Below are 22430 nucleotides of genomic sequence, written 5' to 3'. Positions count from 1 at the left end.
GGGCCTCAGACCACCTGGGTCTTGGGCGGGAGCACCTTCTTCGACACCTTGGCCACGACGTCCTGGTAGCGGGAGCCGGCCAGCTTGCCGAAGGTGTGCAGCGCGTGGGCGTCGAGACCGACGAGCACCCGGGCCTGGTTGCGGGTGATGCCGCGCACGATGATCGCGGCGGCCTTCTCCGGGGTCATCTTGGCCAGCTTCTCGTCGAAGAACTTGGCCGTGGCGGCCTGGTCCTCGCCCGCGGAGACGCGGGAGTTGCGGGCGATGGCGGTCTTGATGCCGCCGGGGTGCACCGAGGTCACGCCGACCGGGTGGCCGGCGATGAGCATCTCCTCGCGCAGGGCCTCGGTCATGCCGCGCACGGCGTACTTGGAGGCGTTGTACATGCTCTGCCCGGGCATCGAGATCAGCCCGAAGAGCGAGGACAGGTTGACCACGTGGCCGTCGCCGGAGGCGATGAGGTGGGGCAGGAAGGCCTTGGTGCCGTGCACCACGCCCCAGAAGTTGATGCCGATGATCCAGTCGATGTCGTCGTACTCCAGCTCGACCAGGTCGCCGGCCAGCGCGACGCCGGCGTTGTTGACGACCACGTTGACCCGGCCGAAGTGGTCGACGACCGCGGCGGCGTAGGCCTCGAAGGCGTCGCGGTCGGCGACGTCGAGCCGGTCGGTGCGCACGTCGCGGGCGCCGGCGGCCCGCGCCTGGCGGGCGGTCTCGGCCAGGCCGGCCTCGTCGACGTCGGAGAGGGCCAGGCGCGAGCCCTTGCCGGCGAGGTTGAGGGCCAGGGCCCGGCCGATGCCGGATCCGGCGCCGGTGATCACGACGACCTTGTCGGTCAGCGTCTTCATGCGTTCACGTCCTCACGTGTCGGGGTGCTGCGGGGGGCGGGGTCGGTGTGCGGCGCGCCGACGGCGTAGGCCGGGGTGTCGAAGCGGGCGAGCAGGCGGCGGAAGCCGAAGGTGGAGCGCGGCCACAGGGTGGTGTTGCGCCCGTGCTCGTCCTGGTACCAGCTGGAGCAGCCGCCGGTGCTCCAGACCGTGCGGTCCATGCGCTGCTGGAGGCTCTCGTTCCAGGCGGCGGTGGCCCGCTCGGTGGGCTCGACCGTGGCGTAGCGGTGCCGGCGCATGGTGCGGATCGCGTCGCGCACGTAGGCGACCTGCGACTCGATCATGAATACCATGCTGGAGTGGCCCAGGCCGGTGTTGGGGCCGACCAGCAGGAAGAGGTTGGGGAACTCCGGCACGGTGGTGCCCTTGTAGGCCGCCATGCCGCTCTCCTTCCAGCGCGCGGCCAGGGTGCGGCCGGTGCGGCCCACGAGGTGCTCGGTGATGGGCAGCTCGGTGGTGTGGAAGCCGGTGGCGACGATGACGACGTCGACCTCGCGCTCGGTGCCGTCGGCGGTCACGATGCCGCGCTCGGTGAGCCGGGCGATCCGGTCGGTGACCACCTCGGTGGTCGGGCGGGCCAGGGCGGGGTAGTAGCGGTTGGAGATGAGGATCCGCTTGCAGCCGATCTGGAAGTCGGGGGTGACCTTCGCGCGCAGCTCCGGGTCGCTGATCGAGCGGGCGATGTTGGCCTCGGCGGCCTTGCGCGCCGGCAGCAGCACCGCGGGGGCCAGGGTGAAGGGCGGCACGTAGGACTCGCGGCCCCAGTAGATCGCCGTGCGGTAGGCCTTCTGCAGCCCGGGCACGTGGCGCAGGGCGGCCTTCTCCAGGCGCGAGTAGGTGCGGTCGTGGCGCGGCATCACCCAGGGCGCGGTGCGCTGGTAGACGTCGAGGTGCTCGGCCCGCTCGGCGACCTCGGGGATGATCTGGATCGCCGAGGCGCCGGTGCCGATGACGGCGACGCGCTTGCCGCTCAGGTCGGCGGTGTGGTCCCAGCGGGCGGAGTGGAAGACCTCGCCGCCGAAGGACGCCAGCCCCTCGATGTCGGGCAGCTTCGGCTCGGAGAGGCCACCGGCTCCGACGACGAGGTCGCGGGCCAGGTAGTCGCCGCGGCTGGTCTCGACCAGCCACGCCTGCTCCTCGGCCCGCCAGGTGGCGGTCTCCAGCGCGGTGTCGAACACGAAGCGGTCGAGCACGCCCGACTCGCGCGCCACGCGCTGGATGTAGGCCTGGATCTCCGGCTGGGGCGAGAACGACATCGACCAGTCGGGGTTGGGCGCGAAGGAGTAGGAGTAGAGCTGGCTGGGCACGTCGCAGGCGGCGCCGGGGTAGGTGTTGTCGCGCCACGTGCCGCCGACGTCGCCGCCCTTCTCGAGGACGACGAAGTCGCGCTCGCCGTCGGCGTCGAGCTGGATCGCGGCGCACAGGCCCGCGAAGCCGGCGCCGACGACGAGGTGGTCGACGCGGCGCGCGCCGGCCGGGACCGGGGTGGTGTCGGTGGTCATGGTCACGAGGGTATTGGCGTTATTGAAAAAGTGTCAATAGAGTGGGGTCCGTGACCCGCAGCACCTCCTCCCGCACCCGGCTCAGCCCCGACGAGCGCCGCGCCCAGCTGCTCGACCTCGGCGTGCGCCTGCTCGCGACCCGCTCGGTCGACGAGCTGAGCATCGACCTGCTCGCCGAGGAGGCCGGGATCTCGCGGGGGCTGCTCTACCACTACTTCGGCAACAAGCACGCCTTCCACGAGGCTGTCGTGCGCCGGGCCGCCGACGACCTCATCGAGCAGACCGCCCCACCCACCGTGGGCGACCCGATCGAGCGGCTGCTGCTGTCGATGACCGCCTACCTCGACTACGTCGTGGCCAACCACGAGGGCTACCTCTCGCTGGTCAAGGGCGCCGCCGGCGGCAACGAGACGCTCCGCGAGATCTACGAGGAGGCCCGCTCGACCCTCACCGACCGCATCTTCCGCGAGGACGCCCAGGGCCAGCTCGTCCCCGACACCCCCGCGAGCCGGCTCATGGTGCGCGCCTGGGCGGCCATGAACGAGCAGCTGGTGCTCGCCTGGATCGAGCACCCCGCCGGCATCTCCCGCGACGACCTGGTGGCGATGATGGCGGGCTCGCTGCCCGCGCTGGTCGGGGTGCTGCCGCCGGCCGCGCAGTCGACCGCGCCGTCGACCGGGTCTCACTCCACCCCGGCCGAGAGGTCGTAGAGGCTCACGCCGTCGACGCTCTGCGCGGTGAAGGTCGACTCCACCCAGGCCGTGATCTCCGCCGCCGCGTCCGAGCCGCCGTCGGACCCGCCCACGCCGGCGCCGGGACCGCCCATCGTGCCGCCCCCGCCGATGAACCAGTGGATCTCGCCGTCCGCGACGTACTGCTGGAACTCCTCGAGGGTCGGGCTGGGGTCGCTGCCGTTGAAGCCGCCGATCGCCATCACCGGCTCCTGGGTGGCCAGCTGGTAGCCCGACGCGGTGTTGGAGCCCACCGCCGCCGCGACCCAGGTGAAGGAGTCGGCGTCGCTCGTGAGCAGGGCGTCGATCGCCTCGCTCGACGTGCTGGCCTCCAGCAGCCCACCGGTGCTCGCCCCGGGCGCAGCGCCCGTCGTGCCGGGGCCGCCCATCCCCCCGGGGCCGCCCATCCCGGCGGGGCCGCCCGTGCCCCCGGGGCCGGTGGTGGTCGTCGGTCCGGCGGTGGGGATCGAGCCGGTGTGCGGGGTGGCGGCGGTCGACAGCGCGTACGCCGTCGGGCCGGCCAGGGCCGCGACCAGCGCCGCGGCCGCCACGACCCGGCCCGCGCGGCGGGGCAGGTGCCGCACCCCGGCGAGCGCCAGCGTGGCGAGCGCGCCGACCGCGGCCACGACGTACTTCAGCCAGGGGTGCCAGTCGCCCGCCCGGTCGAGCAGCACGAAGGCCAGCGACGCGGTCAGTGCCGTGGTCGTGGCGAGCACCCCGCTGACCAGCAGCGAGTCGCGGTGCGACCACGCCGACCAGGCGCCGATGCCGACGAGGGCGGCGATCGCGGGGGCCAGGGCGACGGTGTAGTAGGCGTGGAAGATGCCGCCCATGAAGGAGAAGGTCACCGCGGTGACCACGAGCCAGCCCAGCCAGACGGCGAGCGTGCCGCGCAGCACGCGGGGGCTGCGGGGGCCACGGGGGCCACGGGCCGATGCCGGGCCGCGGCGCCAGGTGAGGGCCAGCGCCGTCGCCCCCAGGACCACGGCGGCGGGCAGCAGCCACGCGACCTGCCCGCCGATCTCGCTGCCGAGCAGGCGCAGCGCCCCGGTCTCGCCCCAGCCGCCTGCGCCGCCCACCGAGCCGGTCTCCTCGCCGGTGATGCGGCCCAGACCGTTGTAGCCCAGGGTCAGCTCGAGGACCGAGTCGCCCTGCGAGCCCCCGATCCAGGGCCGCGAGGACGCGGGCCACAGCTCGACGACCGCGACCCACCAGCCACCGGCGAGCACCATCGAGGCGAGGGCGAGGAGGAGGTGGCCCACCCGCCGTCCCAGCGGCACGGCGGCGAAGAGGGCGTAGGCGAGGAGGAAGGCCGGCAGCACCAGGAAGGCCTGGAGCATCTTGGCCAGGAAGGCCAGCCCGACCAGCGCCCCGGCCAGGGCGATCCACCGCGCCGGTCGGGCCCCCTCGAGGGCGCGCTGCACGGCGTACGCCGCGGCCACCAGCAGGAGCACCAGCATCGCGTCCGGGTTGTTGAAGCGGAACATGAGCACCGCCACCGGCGTGAGCGCCAGCACGGCGCCGGCCAGCAGGCCGGCCCCGGCCGACCCGGTCACTCGCCGCACGAGGGCGTGCAGCAGGGCGACGGCGCCGACCCCCATCAGCGCCTGCGGCACGAGGATCGCCCAGGAGGAGAGCCCGAAGGCCCGCACCGAGAGCATCATCGGCCACAGCGACAGCGGGGTCTTGTCGACGGTGATGGAGCTGGCGGCGTCGGAGGAGCCGGAGAAGAAGGCCTTCCACGACTCCGAGCCGGCCTGCACGGCGGCGGAGTAGAAGGAGTTGGCCCAGCCCGAGGCGCCGAGGCCCCACAGGTAGAGCAGGGCCGTCGAGCCCAGGAGCAGGGCGAGCGCCACGCGCTCCCGGGGGAGTCTCAGGACCCCGGGAGCGGTGGCGCCCGCGTCTGGGTGGGTGGTCGCTCGGACGGGTGCGGCGGTGCTGGTCGACATGACCGCCAGCCTGCGGCCGCCGGCTGGGGCGACCTCAGGGCCGCGCTGTCAGCGGCCTGTGACCCGCGAGGGCCACCCGGCGCCGAGCCTACGCCGGATCGACGGCCCGGACGACCTCGGCCAGCTGGTCGAGGCCCCAGGCGAGGTCCTCGGCGGTGATGACCAGCGGCGGGGCCAGGCGGATCGTGGAGCCGTGGGTGTCCTTGGCCAGGACGCCGCGCGCCATGAGCGCCTCGCAGACCTCGCGACCGGTGCCGACGGCGGGGTCGATGTCGATGCCGGCCCACAGGCCGCGGGTGCGCACGCGCAGCACGCCGTGGCCCACCAGCGCCTCGAGCCGGTCGCGCAGCACGACGCCGAGCTCGGCCGCGCGGTCCTGGTGCTCGCCGGTGGCCAGCATCCGCACGACCTCGAGGCCGACGGCGCAGGCCAGCGGGTTGCCGCCGAAGGTCGAGCCGTGCTGGCCGGGACGCAGCACGCCGAGCACGTCACGGTCGGCGGCGATGGCCGAGACCGGCACGATGCCGCCGCCGAGCGCCTTGCCCAGCACGTAGACGTCGGGCACGACGCCCTCGTGGTCGCAGGCGAAGGTCTTGCCGGTGCGGCCCAGGCCGGCCTGGATCTCGTCGGCGACCATCAGCACGTTCTCGCGCGTGCAGACCTCGCGCAGTCCTCGCAGGAAGCCGTCGGGGGGCAGCACGACGCCGCCCTCGCCCTGGATCGGCTCGATGAGCACGGCGACGGTGTCGGCGTCGATCGCGGCCTCGATGGCCTCGAGGTCGCCGTAGGGCACCATCTGGAAGCCGGGGGTGAAGGGGCCGAAGCCGTTGTGGGCGTCGGGGTCGTCGGAGAAGCTGACGATGGTCGTCGTGCGGCCGTGGAAGTTGCCGGAGGACACGATGATCTTGGCTTGGCCGGGCGTCACGCCCTTGACCTCGTAGCCCCACTTGCGCGAGACCTTGATCGCGGTCTCGACGGCCTCCGCGCCGGTGTTCATCGGCAGCACGAGCTCCTTGCCGCACAGGTCGCCCAGCTCGGCGCAGAAGTCGGCGAAGCGGTCGTGCACGAAGGCACGGCTGGTGAGCGTGAGGCGGTCGAGCTGCTCGTGGGCGGCGCGCAGCAGGCCGGGGTGGCCGTGGCCGAAGTTGAGCGCGGAGTAGCCCGAGAGGAGGTCGAGGAAGCGCTTGCCGTCGACGTCGGTCATCCAGGCGCCCTCGGCGTGCTCCACGACGACCGGCAGCGGGTGGTAGTTGTGCGCCGTGCGCGCCTCGGCGCGCTGGTAGAGCTCGGTGCTGCGGGCGACCTCGGTGGTGGCGGTCGTGGCGTCGGTCAGGGATGCCGTCATGGCTCGTCTCCTCCTGGAGGCCCGTCCCGGCGTGCGGGAGGGTCGGGGCGGGTCGGTCGGATCGTGGGTTGCGTCGCGCGACCTCCCCACACCACCAGGCACGGGGACGGAATCCGAGGATTGTCAGACAATCCCTCACGAGAGTAACCCCACGTACGGCGGGCCGCCGAATGCTCGACGGCCCCCTCGACCGACCCGGTCGCCCCGGGGTCGACCCTCAGTCGATCCTCAGTCGACCGCCCCGGGCAGGGTCACCTCGACCGCGGTGTCGCCCGGTCGGCTGACGAGCGTGACCCGGCCCCCGTGGGCCGTCACGATGGCCTCGACCAGCGCCAGCCCGAGCCCCGCGCCGCCCGGTGCGGCCGCGCCGCCGCGGGTGCGCGCGGTGTCGCCGCGGGCGAAGCGCTCGAAGGCGTGGTCGAGCAGCTCGGGCGGGAAGCCCGGCCCGTCGTCGTGCACCCGGAACCCGTCGGGCAGCGCGGTGACGGTGACCGTGGAGCCGGCGGGGGTGTACTTGCGGGCGTTGGTGAGCAGGTTGGTGACGACCTGGTGCAGCCGCTGCTCGTCGCCGTCCACCTCGGCTGGCGCCTCCTCCGGCAGCTCGAGGCGCCAGTGGTGGTCGGGGGAGAGCACGCGGGCGTCGGAGACCGCCTCGAGCAGCAGCCGGGTGAGGTCCACCGGCGCCGACTCCAGCGGTCGTCCGGCGTCGAGGCGCGCGAGCAGGAGGAGGTCCTCGACCAGCGAGGTCATCCGCCCCGACTCCTCCTCCACCTTCGCCAGGGCGGTGGTGACCGCGGTGGCGTCGTCGGGTCGGCGGCGGGCCAGCTCGGTGTAGCCGGCGATCGTGGCCAGCGGCGTGCGCAGCTCGTGGGAGGCGTCGGCCACGAACTGGCGCACCTGCAGCTCGCTGCGGTGGCGGGCCTCCAGCGACGACCCCACGTGGGCCAGCAGCGTGTTGAGCGCCGAGCCCACCCGGCCGACCTCGGTGCGCTCGTCGGTGAGGTGGGCGGGCACGCGCTCGGTCAGGTCGATCTCGCCCTGCGCCAGCGGCAGCTCGGCCACCGTGTGGGCGGTGTCGGCGACCTCGCGGAGGGGTCGCAGCTGTCGGCGTACGACGAGCAGGCCGGCCAGGCCGGCGACGGCCCCGCCGAGCAGGATGAGCACCACCTCGGTGGTGACCAGGGTCGACACCACCCCGTCGAGGTCGTCGGTCGGCAGGCCCGCGGCCACGGTGTAGCCGCCGGTGGCGGTCTCGCGCACGGCCACGCGGTAGGACCCGACGCCGGGCAGGTCGACCTCGCGCGGGCGGCCGTCGGCCGGGAGGTCGGCCAGGAGGTCGAGGGCGGCCGTGGAGAGCGCGCGGGTGCCGGGCCGCCCGTCCTCGCCGGGGGTCAGCACGCAGCCGGCCGGGTCGGTCCCGGCGTCCTGCTCGAAGAAGGCCGTCAGGGTGCCGACCGACTGCCCGCGGCCGGGGTCGTCGCCGTCGCCCGGCCCCCGGTCACGGTCGTCGAGGTCGTCGGGCACGCCCCCGGCGGGCGGGGCGGGGGTCGAGCAGGGCACGAAGAACTGCGACGCCGCGACGTACTCCGCGCGCTGCAGCGCCGCCCTCACGTCGTCGTCGACCTGGCCGAGCAGGTAGGAGCGCACGGCGAGGGTGGCGACGGTGCCGATGAGCAGCGAGACGAGCAGCACGAGCGCCACGGCCGTGACGACCAGGCGGGAGGTGAGGGAGGCGAGGCGGCCCACGGCGTGCCGGCGCCTAGGCGGCGGGCTTGAGCACGTAGCCCGCGCCGCGCATGGTGTGGATCATCGGGTCGCGACCGGCGTCGATCTTCTTGCGCAGGTAGGAGATGTAGAGCTCCACCACGTTGGCCTGGCCGCCGAAGTCGTAGTTCCACACCCGGTCGAGGATCTGGGCCTTGCTGAGCACCCGGCGGGGATTGCGCATGAGGAAGCGCAGCAGCTCGAACTCGGTGGCGGTCAGGCTGATCTCGGTGCCGCCGCGGAAGACCTCGTGGCTGTCCTCGTCGAGGGACAGGTCGCCGACGGTGAGCACCGACGACTCGGCGGCCTGCTGGGCCCCGGCGCGCCGCATGAGCCCCCGCAGCCGCGCCACGACCTCCTCCAGCGAGAAGGGCTTGGTGACGTAGTCGTCGCCACCCGCCGTCAGACCGGCCACCCGGTCCTCGACGGCGTCGCGCGCCGTGAGGAACACGACGGGCACGTCGGGGTCGTGGGTGCGCATGCGACGCAGCACCTCGAGGCCGTCGAAGTCGGGCAGCATCATGTCGAGCACCACGGCGTCGGGACGGAAGTCCTTCGCGGCGGCCACCGCCTTCGTGCCGGTGTGGGCCGCGCTCACCTCGAAGCCCTCGTAGCGCAGCGCCATCGAGATCAGCTCGGCGATGTTGACCTCGTCGTCGACGACGAGGACGCGCAGGGGACTGCCGTCGGGTCGGGTGAGCTCCATGGCTCCACTCTGGCCCAGGTGCCTGTGAGTCCGCTGTGGGCGTCCTGGGTGTCGGACGTGCGTGCCGTGACGGTGCGGGCGGCGGTGACGACGGGGCGCGACGTGGTGCGGGGGGATGCGCGACGAGACCGGGGCCGGCCCTCCGTCGGCCGTGGGTCAATCGCCGGTGGTGGTGGCGCCGGTGGTGGTGGCGCCGGTGGTGGGGGCGCCGGTGGTGGTGGTGGGGGTGGTGGGGACGGGGTCGGTCGAGGCGTCGGGAGGAGAGGTGGGGTCGCCGGGGGAGCCCGGCGCGTCGGCGGGGCCGTCGTCCGACGGCTGTCCCGGGAAGGTCCCCTGCTGCACCGGCGGTCGTCCCCTGAAGCCGCCCGGACCGCCCGGCCCGCCCGACCGGCCGTCGTCGGACCCGCCCGCCGCGACGCCGAGCACCGCGCCCCCGGTCCCGCCGATGAGCAGGCTGGCCAGCGCGACGGCCACGACGCCCCGCAGGGCGAGCGCGCGTCGCCGCCACCCCCCTCGGACGGGCGGGGCGCCCTCGGCGTTCGGACGGGAGACGGCGGGGTGGTCGGGCGTCTGGTCACTCATGCCGCCAGCGTCGACGCCCCCGCTGTGCCCACCCTGTGCCCCGACCGTGAGTCCGGTGGGCCGATCCGGGCCTCGGTGGTCGAGGAGGCACCGCCGGCGAGCGTCGTCCCTGTGGATCGTCTCGTCGTGACCCGTCGGTGTTCGAGTTCGGTGTTCGAGTTCGTCGTCAGAGGTCTCGGGCACCCGGCCACGGACGGTCGGTCGGTCGCTGCGAGCGCTGCCAGCGCCGGCCCCGCCTCGCGGAGCTGCCTCGCCTCTCCGGCCGGCCCGCCCGAGAAGTGGCGGCAGACGACCGGTCGTGGGCCGCCGGAGGTGTCGTCTCCCGCCACTTTCCGACGCCGCGGTCGCCGCGGTCGGCGCGAGCGCTGCCAGGACCGGCGCCGCCTCGCGGGGCTGCCTCGCGTCTCCGGCCGGCCCGCCCGAGAAGTGGCGGCAGACGACCGGTCGTGGGCCGCCGGAGGTGTCGTCTCCCGCCACTTTCCGACGCCGCGGTCGCCGCGGTCGCCGCGAGCGCTGCCAGGACCGGCGCCGCCTCGCGGGGCTGCCTCGCGTCTCCGGCCGGCCCGCTCGAGAAGTGGCGGCAGACGACCGGTCGCGGGCCGCCGGAGGTGTCGTCTCCCGCCACTTGGCGACGCCGCGGTCGCTGCGAGCGCTGCCAGTGCCGGTCCCTCCTCGCGGGGCTGCGTCGTGTCCCCGGCCGGCGCGCGCGAGAAGTGGCGGCGTACGACTGGTCGAGGGCCGCCGGAGATGTCGTCTCCCGCCACTTGGCGACGCCGACCACCGGGCCGACCCACGGGCCGGGCACCGGACCGGTCGGCGGGTCGATCCCCGTGGGTACGCCGATCGGTCGAGCTCCTGATCCGGCCAGCGACTCCGACGGGCCGGGCCGGTAGCCACCAGCGACACGTCGGTCGAAGGCGCGAAGCCAGCGTCGAGACGGGTCACGCCCGCAGCTGGACCGCAGCCCATCACCACCGGGGCTCCGACCACGCGCCCCTGCGCCGCGCACCGCCACCGCCTCACGACCACCGGCTCCGCGGGCAGCCCCCCCTGGACCCACCACCGCACCCCCGACGGCACCTGGACCACCCCCAAGGCCGGACCGACCCCCCAAGGCTGGACCACCCTGGTCCGCCCCGGCCGAGCCGGTCACGCCGGCAGCCCGACAGCGGGCGGCACCCCTCGGGCCGACCCGTCCCCCGCGTCGCCGGGCCGGGCGGACGGGCCAGGGCGTCAACCCGTTGGCCCCCGTCACCCGGCCGCAGGCAGAATGGGGAGCATCATGTCCTCCCCGCGCCCGGCCGGAGAGCAGGCGCCGCCCGAGCTCTCGATCACCTACCCCGCCGAGCTCCCCGTCACCCAGCGCCGCGACGACATCGCGCGGGCCATCCGCGACCACCAGGTCGTGATCGTGGCCGGGGAGACCGGCTCCGGCAAGACCACGCAGCTGCCCAAGATCTGCCTCGAGCTCGGCCGCGGCCGGCGTACGACGAGGAAGGGCCGCGACGGCAAGGAGCGCAGCTCGGGCGGGCTGATCGGCCACACCCAGCCGCGCCGGATCGCGGCCCGGTCGGTGGCGGAGCGGATCGCCGACGAGCTCGGCCAGCCGCTGGGGGAGGAGTCGGTGGTCGGCTACCAGGTGCGCTTCACCGACCGCACGACCCGCTCGACCCGGGTCAAGCTGATGACCGACGGCATCCTGCTCGCCGAGCTGCAGCGCGACCGCATGCTGCGTCGCTACGACACGATCATCATCGACGAGGCCCACGAGCGCTCGCTCAACATCGACTTCCTGCTGGGCTACCTGCGCCGCCTCCTGCCGCAGCGACCCGACCTCAAGCTCGTCATCACCTCGGCCACCATCGACCCGGAGCGCTTCGCCGCCCACTTCGCCGACCGCGACGGGAAGCCGGCCCCCATCATCGAGGTGTCGGGGCGCACCTATCCCGTCGAGGTCCGCTACCGCCCGCTCATGGTGCTGCCGGAGGAGGCGGGCGACGACCAGGACGAGGACGGCGAGGTCGTCGTGCGCGACCAGACCGAGGCGATCGTGGAGGCCTGCCGCGAGCTCTTCGCCGAGGGGCCCGGCGACATCCTGGTCTTCCTGCCCGGCGAGCGGGAGATCCGCGACACCGCCGAGGCGCTGACCGAGGCCACCCAGGGCACCCGCGGCGGCGGCACGGAGGTCGTGCCCCTCTACTCCCGGCTCTCGGCCGCCGAGCAGCACCGCGTCTTCAGCTCCCACACCGGGCGCCGCATCGTGCTGGCGACCAACGTCGCGGAGACCTCGCTGACCGTGCCCGGCATCCGCTACGTCGTCGACACCGGCGTCGCGCGCATCAGCCGCTACTCGCTGCGCACCAAGGTCCAGCGGCTGCCGGTGGAGGCGATCAGCCAGGCCTCGGCCAACCAGCGCTCCGGGCGCTGCGGTCGCGTCGCGGCCGGCGTCGCGATCCGGCTCTACTCCGAGGAGGACTTCGAGGCGCGCCCGGAGTTCACCGACCCCGAGATCCTGCGCACCAACCTGGCCAGCGTCATCCTGCAGATGACCAGCCTCGGCCTCGGCGACGTGGGACGCTTCCCCTTCGTCGAGCCCCCCGACCGGCGCAACGTGCAGTCGGGGGTGCAGCTGCTCGAGGAGCTCGGCGCGCTGCCCTCGACCGGCGCCCCGGAGGCCCGCCGGCTGACCCGGCTCGGGCAGCGCCTCGCCCGGCTGCCGATCGACCCCCGCCTGGGCCGCATGATCCTCGAGGCCGAGCGGCTCGGCTGCGTGCGGGAGGTGCTCGTGGTCGCGGCCGCGCTGTCGCTGCAGGACCCCCGCGAGCGCCCCGCGGAGCAGCAGGCCCAGGCCGACCAGCTCCACGCCCGCTTCAAGGCCGAGGGCTCCGACTTCCTGACCTGGCTCAACCTGTGGTCGCACCTGCGCGAGCAGCAGCGCGAGCTCTCCGGCAGTGCCTTCCGCCGCATGTGCAAGCGGGAGTTCCTCAACTACCTGCGGGTGCGCGAGTGGCAGGACTTCGAGTCGCAGCTGCGCCAGGTCTGCAAGGAGATGGGCATCGAGGTCGGCCGACCCGCCGACCAGCCCGACGCCGACGGCATCCACCAGGCCCTGCTGTCGGGTCTGCTGTCGCAGATCGGTCTGCTGGAGGAGCGCGAGAAGGAGGCCCCGGGCGCCAAGGCGCGCACCGGTCGCCGCCCGATGCGGGAGTACCTCGGCGCGCGCGGCGCCCGGTTCGCGATCTTCCCCGGCAGCGGCCTGGCCCGGAAGCCCCCGCAGTACGTCATGGCCGCCGAGCTGGTCGAGACCGGCCGCCTCTGGGCCCGCCAGGCCGCGGGCTTCGACCCGGCCTGGGCCGAGCGCCTCGGCGGCGACCTGGTCAAGCGCACCTGGTCGGAGCCGCACTGGTCGAAGAAGCGCGCCTCGGTCGTGGCCTACGAGCGGGCGACGCTCTACGGCGTGCCGCTGGTCGCCGACCGGCTCGTGGCCTACGGCAAGGTCGACAAGGAGCTCTCGCGCGAGCTCTTCATCCGCCACGCGCTGGTCTACGGCGAGTGGGCGCAGCTCACCTCGGGCCGCCACCGCTTCTACGCCGAGAACCTCCGCCTGCTCGAGGAGGCCGCCGAGCTCGAGCACCGCGCCCGGCGCCGCGACATCGTGGTCGACGAGCACACCCTCTTCGACTTCTACGACGCCCGGATCGGCCCCGACGTCGTCAGCGGCTCGCACTTCGAGCAGTGGTGGAAGCAGGAGCGCCGCCGGCGCCCCGACCTGCTGACCTTCGACCCGGCGATGCTGACCCACGACGCGGCCGCCGAGGTCAGCGAGGCCGACTACCCCGAGCAGTGGGCCGCCGACGAGGGCCTGACGTTCCCCATCGCCTACCACTTCGAGCCGGGCGCCGCCGACGACGGCCTCACCATCGACGTGCCCGTCACCACCCTCAACCGCGTCGGTGCCGACGACTTCTCCTGGGTCGTGCCGGGGCTGCGCGAAGAGCTGGTCACCAGCCTGATCCGCAGCCTGCCGAAGAACCTGCGCGTCAGCTTCGTGCCCGCCCCCGACCGGGCCCGCGACTTCCTGCGCGAGGTGCCGGCGGGCGAGGAGCCGCTGCTCGACGCCCTCGAGCGCTGGTGCCGCTCGACCACCGGCGTCGTCGTGCCCCGCGAGGCGTGGGACTGGACCAAGGTGCCCGAGCACCTGCGACCGACCTACCGCGTCGTCGACGACACCGGGGCAGAGCAGGCCCGCGGCAAGGACCTCGAGGCGCTCAAGGAGCCGTTGCGACCGCGCTTCGCCCAGGCGATGGCCGAGGTCGCCGCCGACTCCGGGGTCGCCCGCAGCGGCGAGACCGGTTGGACCTTCGGCACCATCGAGCCCTCCTTCGTGCAGACCCGCGCCGGCCACGAGGTCCGCGGCTTCCCGGGGCTGGTCGACGAGGGCGCCAGCGTCGGGCTCGCGGTCGCGGGCTCCGAGGACGAGCGCGACGCCCGCCACCGCCTGGGCGTCGCGCGGCTGCTGCTGCTCGAGCTGCCCTCGCCGGTCAAGCGGGTGCTCGACTCCCTCACCAACGCCGAGAAGCTCGGGCTGGCCGGCTCGCCGTACGCCTCGGTGGCCGAGCTGCTCGAAGACTGCCGTGCCGCCGTGGTGCAGGCCGTCGTCGACGCCCGCCCGCCCGCCCGCACCCCCGAGGCGTACGCCGCCCTGCGCGAGGCCGCCGGCCGCGACCAGGAGGCCCACCTGCGCGCCGTGCTCGGGGACGTGGTGCGCGTGCTCGACGCGTGGCGGCGCACCGAGAAGTCGCTGTCCGGCCGCGCCGACATGGCCATGCTCCCGGCCCTCACCGACATGCGCGCCCAGCTGGCGCGGCTGGTGCACCGCGGGTTCGTCGCCGAGGCGGGCACGACCTGGCTGCGCCGCTACCCGACCTACCTCGCCGCGCTCGACCAGCGCCGGGCCCGTCTCGACCAGGGCGGCGCCGCCGCGCACCGCGACCGGCTGCTGATGGACCAGGTGGCCGACCTGCAGGCCGCGTGGGCGCACCGCACCGAGGCGCTGGCGCCGGGCCGCCCGCCGGGGGAGGCGCTGCGCCAGGTGCGGTGGCTGCTGGAGGAGTGGCGGGTCTCGCTGTGGGCCCAGCAGCTCGGCACCGCCGTGCCGGTCAGCGACCAGCGGATCCGCAAGGCCCTGGGCTGACGGGTCCGTGGCCGCACGGCCCGGGCGTAGTGTCGAGCGGGTGACCCAGCGCCCCCACCACCGGCCCATGCGCAAGGCCGGGGCCTTCTTCGACGAGTTCGTCGGCGGCGACGACCCCGCCATGGTCAGCGAGGCCGCCGACCGCGCCGCCCACCTGCTGGTGCGCGGCGCGGCCGACTCGCGTGACGACGCCGTGGCCGAGCGGCTGCTGCACCTCGCCGAGACCGAGGGCATCGAGACCATCGCCGAGGTGTGGGCCGGCTCGCCGGCCGACTCGCTGGCCGGCTGCCTGTGGCGGCTCTTCGTGCTGCGGCAGTGGGTGCACGCCGACCCGACCGCCGTGGCGCGCGAGTTCGAGGCCGGGCGCGCCCGCGCCCAGGTGGCGCGGGTCGTCGCCGGCGTCGCTGACCCGCCGACGCCCGAGGGCCTCCAGGCGATGGTCGACCAGGTGCTGCGCGGCATCGTCGCCGGCGACTTCGCCGACGTGCTCTTCCGCGCCGCGGCCTTCTCCCGGGTCGTCGCCACCGGTCGCGCCGGACTGCCCGAGCGCACCGACGCCGAGGTGCAGCGCATGCTCGGGCTCTCCGAGCAGCTCGAGGCCGCGGGCCACGCCGAGCTGGCCTCGCGCCTGGCCTGAGCCCGCTCCCGCGGGAGCGGTGCGGTTGGACGACGGGCCCCGGGTCGTTAAACTCTCACTCAGGAGCACGCCGGGCCGCGGCAGCCCCGGGTCCCACAATAAGCCGCTACGAGCGGCCACGCGCCGTGAGGCGCTCCCGGTCCGGCGTGCTCCGACTAGCGTGGCGACCATGAGCTCCCGTCTGAGCACCGCCCTCCGCGTCGTCCGTGCCCTGCGCCGGAGCACCCGCCCGGCTCTCCGGCCCGGGCCCCGGTCGGGCCCCCGGTCCGGGCCCCGTCTCGACTACGCGCCCCGCGCCGACGGCCGCCCCGACCCCGGCGAGGTCGTCTGGGCCTGGGTGCCCTACGAGGAGGACGACGGGCGCGGCAAGGACCGCCCGGTGCTGGTCCTGGCCCGCGCGGCGCGCGGGCGGCGGCTCGTGGCGCTCATGCTCACCAGCAAGGACCACGACCGCGACGCCGCCGACGAGGCGCGCCACGGCCGGCACTGGCTCGACGTCGGCGCCGGCGGGTGGGACCGCGAGGGCCGCCCGAGCGAGGTGCGGCTCGACCGGCTGCTCGACCTCGACCCCGCCTCGGTGCGCCGGGAGGGCGCGGCGCTCGACCGCGCGCGCTTCGACGAGGTCGTCGCGGCCGCGCGGGCGCTGCACGGCTGGCGCTGAGCAGGCCCCGAGACGGCCCGGCACGGCCCGGCCGAGGCCGCACCACACCCCTGAGGGCCCGCTCGGTAGGCTGACCCGCGGCGCCCCACGGGTGTCTCAGGCAGTGTCGGAGCGCGGGACGGGGTGTCGGTGAGCAGGTTCGGACGATCGGGCCGGCGGCGTACGTCGCTCCTGGCAGTGCTCGCGCTCGGCGCCTCCCTCGGGCTGGCCGCCTGCTCCGACGAGGGAGGCGACGCCCCCGCCCCGCAGCCGGAGCCGACCGGGCAGACCTCGCAGGTGCCCCAGGTCGACCTGACCTTCGGCGCCTGGGGCGCCCCGGAGGAGATCAGCGCCTACCAGCAGGCCGTGCGCCAGTTCAACCAGGTCTCCGACGCCAGCCGCGTGGAGCTGCGCTCCTGGCCCACCCGCGAGGCCTTCGTCGCCGCGCTGCGCCGCGGCACCGACGTGCCCGACGTCTACCTCGCCTCGCGCCGCGACCTGACCTGGCTGCGCGAGCAGGGCTGGACCCGTCCCGTCGACGAGCTGCTCGACGAGCGCGACGTCTCCTTCGGCGACGTCTACTCCCGCGACGCCCAGGAGGCGTTCTCGGCCGACCTCAAGCTGCAGTGCATGCCCTACGGCGTCTCCCCGATGGTCATCTACTACAACGAGGACCTCGTCGACCTCGACACCATGGCCGAGCGCGGCATCTCGGTGCCGCCGGAGTCGCACTCGCGCTTCACCTTCGACCAGTTCCGCGCGGCCGCGGAGTTCGCGGCCAAGCCGCGCCGCGGCACCCGCGGCGTCTACATCGACCCCACCCTGCGCGGCCTCTCGCCCTTCGTCTACGCCGGGGGAGGAGAGGTCTTCGACGACGAGGACCAGCCCACGTCGCTGGACTTCTCCAGCGACGACACCCGCGAGGCGCTCGAGACGACCCTCGAGGTGCTGCGCGACCCGCGCCTGACCCTCAGCCAGGACCAGCTCGACCAGGCCTCCGGGCTGGAGTGGTTCAAGCGCGGCAAGGTCGGCATGATCGCCGGCTTCCGCGACCTCGTGCCCGAGCTGCGCGAGGTCGACGGACTCGACTTCGACGTGCTGCCGATGCCGACCCTCGACACCACCGCCACCATCGGCGACCTCACCGGGCTGTGCCTGGACCCCGACACCGAGAGCCTGGTGGAGTCGGCCGACTTCCTGGTCCACATGATCTCCTCGCCGGAGGTCGCCGTGGTCACCCGGGCCGGGCACCTCGTGCCGGCCAACCAGGAGGTCGCGCTCTCGGAGGACTTCCTGCAGACCGACGAGCAGCCGGCCAGCGCGGGCGTCTTCACCTACACCAACCGCTTCATGGTGCTGCCGCCGCTGCTCGACACCTACAGCGAGCTCCAGGCCGCGGTCGACCCGACCATCGGCGAGCTGGTCAGCGCGCCGGGCGTGCTGCCGCTGGACGAGCTCACCACGCAGATCGACGAGGAGTCGCGCGAGGTGCTGGAGCAGCCCGTGGAGGACGACTCCGAGGAGGAGTGAGGCTCAGTCCCCCTCGGCCGGCTCCTCCACGGGGAGGTCGGCCTCGAGGATCGCGGCGGTGAGCACCGGCTCGGCCAGCGCGACCTGCCACGGACGTGCGCCGTAGCCGCTCAGCAGGGCGGCGACCGCCTCCGCGAGGGCCGCGGGCTCGCGGGTGTGCGGCGGGTCCCAGAGGGTGCGGCGCAGGTAGTCGGGGGTGAGGACGTTCTCGACCGGGAGGTGCTGCTCCTCGGCGAGGGCCGCCATCTGCTCGCGGGCGAGCTGGAGCCGGCGGGCGGCGACCGGGTCGCGCTCGGCCCACGCGCGGGGCAGCGGCGGGCCGTCGGAGCGCGGCGAGCGCGTCGGCAGGTCCTTCTCCTCGGCCTCGGCGGCGCCGCGCACGGCGGCGACCCAGCGGCTGGAGTAGCGCTCCGCGCCGCGGCCGTGGAAGCCCTTGGTGCCCAGCAGGGCCGCCCGGTCCTCCGGCATCGCGGTCGCGGCCGCCACGATGGCGGCGTCGGGGATGATCCGCCCCGGCGTCACGTCGCGCTGCTCGGCGATCTCGTCGCGCGCCTCCCACAGCGCCTTGGCCGCGCCCAGCGAGCGTCGTCCCCGCACCCGGTGCAGGCCCGACGTACGCCGCCAGGGATCCACCCGCGGTGTCGGCGCGAAGCCGCGCAGCGCGTCGAACTCCTGGCGCGCCCACTCGTCCTTGCCGGCCTCGACCAGCTCGGCGGCGAGCCGGTCGCGCAGCTCGACGAGCACCTCGACGTCGAGCGCGGCGTACTCCAGCCACGGCTCGGGCAGCGGCCGGGTCGACCAGTCGACCGCGGAGTGCTCCTTCTTCATCCGGGCGCCCAGCAGCGTCTCGACGAGCGTGGCCAGCCCGACGCGGGGGTAGCCGAGCAGCCGGCCCGCGAGCTCGGTGTCGAAGAGCGCGTCGGGGTGCAGGCCGAGCTCGGTGAGACAGGGGAGGTCCTGGGTGGCGGCGTGCAGGATCCACTCGGTGCCCGCCAGCGCCTCCTGGAGCGGGGCCAGGCTCGACAGGCCGATCGGGTCGACGAGGAAGGTCGTGGACCCCTCACGGCGCAGCTGGATGAGGTAGGCGCGACCGGAGTAGCGGTAGCCCGACGCGCGCTCGGCGTCGATGGCGACCGGGCCGGTGCCGGCGGCCAGCGACGCGCAGACCTCGCGGAGGCCGGCGTCGGTGTCGGTGAGCGGCGGCAGGCCGTCGCGCAGCGTCAGCAGCGGCAGCTCGGGGGCCTGCTCGGGGGCCTGCTCGGGGATCGGGGTGGTGTCGGGCTCGTCCGTCATCAGCGGGTGGGGCCGCGCTGACCGCGGCGGCTCGGCATCATCGTGACCCCGTCGGGCACGGGAGGCAGGCCCGCGGCGGTGCACAGCAGCTCACCCCAGGCCTCGACGTGCGGGGCGAGGTCGGGGGCGCCGTCGTCGCCGGGGGCGGGCGTCCACGACGCGCGCACCTCGATCTGCGCGGTGCGCCCCTCCTCGGCCATGCCGCCGAAGCTCTCGGTCGTCACCGTGGTCACGGTGCCCGAAGCGGCCAGGTGGGCGGCGCCGTGGGACTCCAGCGCCTCGGCCAGCCAGGACCAGCCGACCTCGGGCAGCATCGGGTCGGCCACGAGGTCGACGTCGATGTCGGCGCGCGCGTAGGCGACGCAGCGGAAGGTGCCCTCCCAGGCGTCGTTGCCGTCGGGGTCGTGGAGCACGATGATCCGCCCGGTGCCGACGTCGGTGCTGTCGACCGTCACGTCGGCCGACAGCGCTGAGGCGTAGGGGGCGATCCGCTGTGGCGCCGGCATCTGCTCGCAGAGCACCTCGGGGCGCAGCCGCGCACCCTGCATGCTGGCGACAGCCTGCCGGAACTCGGGGGGCTGCGCGTCCGCGCCCGCACCCGGGCGCGTCTCCTGGCGGACGACCATGGGGCCACAGTAGGTCGGGAGGACTCGAACCGATGTGCGAACACGCCGGGGGGAGTGCGACCCTTGTGCCCGTGACGACTGCCACCGCGCCCGCGCAGGACCTCGCCGACAGCGCCTTCCTCAAGGCCGTCCGGGGGGAGCCGGTGCCCCACACGCCGGTGTGGTTCATGCGCCAGGCGGGCCGCAGCCTCCCCGAGTACCTCCGGGTGCGCGAGGGCGTCGGCATGCTCGAGTCCTGCATGGACCCCGACCTGGTGGTCGAGATCACGATGCAGCCGGTGCGTCGCTACGGCGTCGACGCGGCGATCTTCTTCTCCGACATCGTGCTGCCGCTCAAGGCCGTCGGGGTCGATCTCGACATCAAGCCCGGCATCGGCCCGGTGGTCGCCGAGCCGGTGCGCACGCTGGCCGACGTCGCCGCCATCCCCGACCTGACCCCCGAGCACGTGCCCTTCATCACCCAGGCCGTGCAGGGTCTCGTCGGCGAGCTCGGCGCCACCCCGTTGATCGGCTTCGCCGGCGCGCCGTTCACGGTCGCCTCCTACCTCGTGGAGGGCGGGCCGTCGAAGGAGCACGCCAAGACCAAGGCCATGATGTTCGGCGCCCCCGAGGTGTGGGAGGCGCTCATGGCCAAGATCGCCGGGATCGCCGCGGCCTACCTCGAGGTGCAGGTCGCCGCCGGCGCCTCTGCCGTGCAGCTCTTCGACTCCTGGGCCGGCGCGCTGACCCCGGCCGACTACGTCGAGCACGTCATGCCCCACTCGGCCCGCGTGCTCGAGCGGGCCGGAGCGCTCGGCGTGCCGCGCATCCACTTCGGCGTCGGCACCTCCAACCTGCTGGGCCTGATGGGTCAGGCCGGTGCCGACGTGGTCGGCGTCGACTGGCGTACGCCGCTGACGCAGGCCATCGGTCAGGTCGGCGACCGCGCCGTGCAGGGCAACCTCGACCCGACGCTGGTCTTCGCCCCCACCGACGTCATGACCTCGCGCGCCGCCGAGGTGATCGAGGCCGGCCGCGCCGCCCGGGGGCACGTGTTCAACCTCGGCCACGGCGTGATCCCCTCCACCGACCCCGACCAGCTGGCCCGGCTCACGGAGTTCGTGCAGTCCTACCCGCTCTGAGCGAGCGCACCAGCAGCGCGAGCGGCACGCCGAGCAGCAGCGCCACGACCGCGAAGGGCAGCACGGCGCCGAGCGCGGTGGCCGCACCCACCGCCACCGACGACAGGCCGTCCCAGCCGGCGGCCAGCCCGGCCAGGAAGCCCGAGCGGTCCTCCTCGGGCCGCTGGGTGGCGGCGGGGTCGGGGGTGCGGGTGAGCCTGAGGGTGATCGTCGACAGCGAGGTCTGGTCGGTGAGGTAGGCCTGCTGGGCCAGCAGCGAGTCGAGGTCGGCCTGGCGACGCGTCAGCTGACCCTCGATGCCGATGACGGCGCCGATGGTCTCGGCCCGCGCCAGCAGGGCCTCGATGCGCGCGATGCTGGCGCGCTGGGCCCGCACCCGCACCTCGTTGTCGACCACCTGGGTCGTGACGTCCTCGCTCGCGCGGCGCGAGTCCTCGGTGACCCCGATGCCCTCCAGGGCCTCCATCGCCACGGCGAAGTCCTCGCTCGGCACGCGCAGCACCAGACGGGTCGACTCCACGGCGCCGTCCTCGTCGCTGCTCGACCGCTCCTCCGCGACCGTCCCACCGGTCTGGTCGAGCACGTCCTGCACCTCGTCGCGGGCCGCCGCCACGTCGTCGGCGCGCACCTCGAGGCTGCCGGTGGAGATGATCGCCGGTGCGGCCGGCTCGACGGCCGCGGGCCGGGCGCGAGCGGCGGTGCCGCCGGCGCCGCCCTCGACCGCCGAGGACAGGGCCGACTCGGGCCCGACGGCGTCGGCGGCGGCGTCGGCGGTGCCGGCGGTGTCGGCGGTGCTGGACGCCTCGTCGGAGCCGCCGCCGGAGCAGGCGGTGAGGCCGAGGAGCAGGGCGAGCAGGAGAGCGGTCGGCAGGGCGGCCGGGGCGCTGCGGTGGCGTCGGGTCATGCCCCCTGGGACGCCGCGACGGCCAGGGTGGTTCCGCTGCTGCGCCGGCGCGCCAGGTCGACCAGCAGGCCCCGCAGCTCGCGCACCTGCACCGGCACCCGGTCGGGAGCGCGGTGGCGCAGCACCAGCGACACGACCGTGCGGTCACCGGCGATGGGCCGGGTGGTGAGGAGGCCCGCGCGCTCGAGCGGGTCGTCGACGACGCTGTAGTCGGGCAGCACGGTGAGACCCAGCCCCTCGGCCACCATCACCTTGCCGAGCTCGGCGCCGTCGGTGCTGTGGCAGGCGGCCGGCATGTGGCCGGCGAAGAGGCGGTGGGCGAAGCGGTGCATCAGGTAGCCCGCGCGCATGGTGACGAAGCGCTCGGCGCGCAGCTGGTCGACGCTCACCTCGGCGTACGCCGTGAGCGCGTGACCGGCCGGGAGCACGGCGACCGGGCGCCCGTGGAGGAGGTCGGTGCCGACCAGGTCGGTGGGGGTGTCGTCGCCGGAGAGCACGTTGACCAGGCCGAGGTCGAGGGAGCCCTCGTGCAGGCCGGCGTCGATCTCGGCCTGCTGCATGGTCATCACCTCGACCGTGGTGCCGGGGTGGCTGTCCTGCAGTCCGCGCACGGCCGGCACGAGCAGGCTGGAGGTGGCGGCGTTGACCGTGCCGAGCCGGATCAGCCGGGCCGAGGCGGTCTGGTCGCCCGCGGCGGTGCGCAGCCGGTCGACGGCCTCGAGCACGTCGACCATGTTCTGCAGCAGGTCGCGGCCCTGGCGGCTGATCCGGGCGCCGGACCGGCGCCGGTCGAGCAGCGTCACGCCGAGCTCGCGCTCGAGCTTGCTGACCGCCTCGCTGAGCGCCGGCTGGGAGATGTGCAGTCGCTCGCTGGCGCGGCGCAGGGAGCCGTGCTGGGTGACGGCGGCGAGGTACTCCAGCTGCTCGATGCGCACCGGGGATCCTTCCTGGGAGGGGCGGGTGTCGGCTTGCCCCCGGGACTCCGCGACGTCATAGTCGACCAAGTCACTAGACAAACC

General features: G+C 74.7%; 17 protein-coding genes. 6 read left to right on the top strand and 11 right to left on the bottom strand.

The genetic code is table 11. The features are described 5' to 3' along the window. Positions 1-5: 5 nt before the first annotated feature. Complete coding sequence (locus IR170_RS10605; RefSeq protein WP_056865795.1) at positions 6-848, bottom strand: SDR family NAD(P)-dependent oxidoreductase; 843 nt, start codon at positions 846-848, stop codon at positions 6-8. After that, entirely contained in the window at positions 845-2389 is a 1545-nt protein-coding gene (locus IR170_RS10600) for a flavin-containing monooxygenase (RefSeq protein ID WP_193662658.1), read from the bottom strand. The genes IR170_RS10605 and IR170_RS10600 overlap by 4 nt, the downstream gene beginning before the upstream one ends. Positions 2390-2439: 50 nt before the next feature. Here IR170_RS10600 and IR170_RS10595 point away from each other — a divergent pair, with 50 nt between their 5' ends. Further along, entirely contained in the window at positions 2440-3099 is a 660-nt protein-coding gene (locus IR170_RS10595; protein ID WP_319805019.1) for a TetR/AcrR family transcriptional regulator, read from the top strand. Here IR170_RS10595 and IR170_RS10590 read toward each other — a convergent pair. The 5 genes from IR170_RS10590 to IR170_RS10570 form a co-directional block, all read right to left on the bottom strand. Continuing rightward, complete coding sequence (locus IR170_RS10590) at positions 3072-5069, bottom strand: mannosyltransferase YkcB-related protein (protein ID WP_193662654.1); 1998 nt, start codon at positions 5067-5069, stop codon at positions 3072-3074. The genes IR170_RS10595 and IR170_RS10590 overlap by 28 nt on opposite strands. Before the next feature lie 88 nt (positions 5070-5157). Further along, the gene (rocD, locus tag IR170_RS10585; RefSeq protein ID WP_193662652.1) at positions 5158-6414 is read right to left on the bottom strand and encodes an ornithine--oxo-acid transaminase; all 1257 of its coding nucleotides are present in this window, start codon (positions 6412-6414) and stop codon (positions 5158-5160) included. A gap of 228 nt (positions 6415-6642) precedes the next feature. Continuing rightward, a complete protein-coding gene (locus tag IR170_RS10580) occupies positions 6643-8160 on the bottom strand; it encodes a sensor histidine kinase (protein ID WP_319805018.1) in 1518 nt (505 codons plus the stop codon). A gap of 13 nt (positions 8161-8173) precedes the next feature. Next, positions 8174-8884 (bottom strand): response regulator transcription factor, encoded by a 711-nt coding sequence (locus IR170_RS10575; RefSeq protein WP_056865799.1) that lies wholly within the window; start codon positions 8882-8884, stop codon positions 8174-8176. Positions 8885-9040: 156 nt separating this feature from the next. Then, positions 9041-9466 (bottom strand): hypothetical protein, encoded by a 426-nt coding sequence (locus IR170_RS10570; protein ID WP_193662650.1) that lies wholly within the window; start codon positions 9464-9466, stop codon positions 9041-9043. 1282 nt (positions 9467-10748) lie between these two features. Between IR170_RS10570 and hrpA the strand changes: the two genes are divergently transcribed. The 4 genes from hrpA to IR170_RS10550 all read left to right on the top strand — a co-directional run bounded on the left by hrpA (position 10749) and on the right by IR170_RS10550 (position 17467). After that, positions 10749-14660, top strand: coding sequence for an ATP-dependent RNA helicase HrpA (hrpA, locus tag IR170_RS10565; protein WP_227489018.1), 3912 nt, complete (start codon positions 10749-10751; stop codon positions 14658-14660). 40 nt (positions 14661-14700) lie between these two features. Continuing rightward, the gene (locus IR170_RS10560; protein WP_228942954.1) at positions 14701-15297 is read left to right on the top strand and encodes a hypothetical protein; all 597 of its coding nucleotides are present in this window, start codon (positions 14701-14703) and stop codon (positions 15295-15297) included. A 169-nt stretch (positions 15298-15466) separates the two neighbouring features. Beyond that, positions 15467-15958: a type II toxin-antitoxin system PemK/MazF family toxin gene (locus IR170_RS10555; protein ID WP_193662645.1), complete on the top strand. Its 492-nt coding sequence runs from the start codon at positions 15467-15469 to the stop codon at positions 15956-15958. A gap of 129 nt (positions 15959-16087) precedes the next feature. Further along, positions 16088-17467: an ABC transporter substrate-binding protein gene (locus tag IR170_RS10550; RefSeq protein ID WP_193662643.1), complete on the top strand. Its 1380-nt coding sequence runs from the start codon at positions 16088-16090 to the stop codon at positions 17465-17467. Positions 17468-17470: 3 nt separating this feature from the next. Here IR170_RS10550 and IR170_RS10545 read toward each other — a convergent pair whose 3' ends face one another. Next, on the bottom strand, positions 17471-18760 hold the full coding sequence (locus tag IR170_RS10545) for an HRDC domain-containing protein (protein ID WP_193662641.1): 1290 nt from the start codon (positions 18758-18760) through the stop codon (positions 17471-17473). Next, positions 18760-19386: a DUF3000 domain-containing protein gene (locus IR170_RS10540; RefSeq protein WP_193662639.1), complete on the bottom strand. Its 627-nt coding sequence runs from the start codon at positions 19384-19386 to the stop codon at positions 18760-18762. Before IR170_RS10540 ends, IR170_RS10545 begins: the two co-directional genes overlap by 1 nt. Before the next feature lie 71 nt (positions 19387-19457). Between IR170_RS10540 and hemE the strand changes: the two genes are divergently transcribed. Beyond that, entirely contained in the window at positions 19458-20507 is a 1050-nt protein-coding gene (hemE, locus tag IR170_RS10535) for a uroporphyrinogen decarboxylase (RefSeq protein WP_235558562.1), read from the top strand. On the opposite strand, the gene IR170_RS10530 is transcribed toward hemE, so the two are convergent. Then, positions 20476-21411, bottom strand: coding sequence for a DUF4349 domain-containing protein (locus IR170_RS10530; protein WP_193662637.1), 936 nt, complete (start codon positions 21409-21411; stop codon positions 20476-20478). The genes hemE and IR170_RS10530 overlap by 32 nt on opposite strands. Further along, positions 21408-22346 (bottom strand): LysR family transcriptional regulator, encoded by a 939-nt coding sequence (locus IR170_RS10525; protein ID WP_193662635.1) that lies wholly within the window; start codon positions 22344-22346, stop codon positions 21408-21410. Before IR170_RS10525 ends, IR170_RS10530 begins: the two co-directional genes overlap by 4 nt. Positions 22347-22430 lie beyond the last annotated feature (84 nt).

Origin of the sequence: Nocardioides kribbensis, assembly GCF_015070375.1 — a bacterium.
Classification (GTDB): Bacteria; Actinomycetota; Actinomycetes; order Propionibacteriales; family Nocardioidaceae; genus Nocardioides; species Nocardioides kribbensis.
This window is presented reverse-complemented; position numbering and strand designations above follow the sequence as displayed.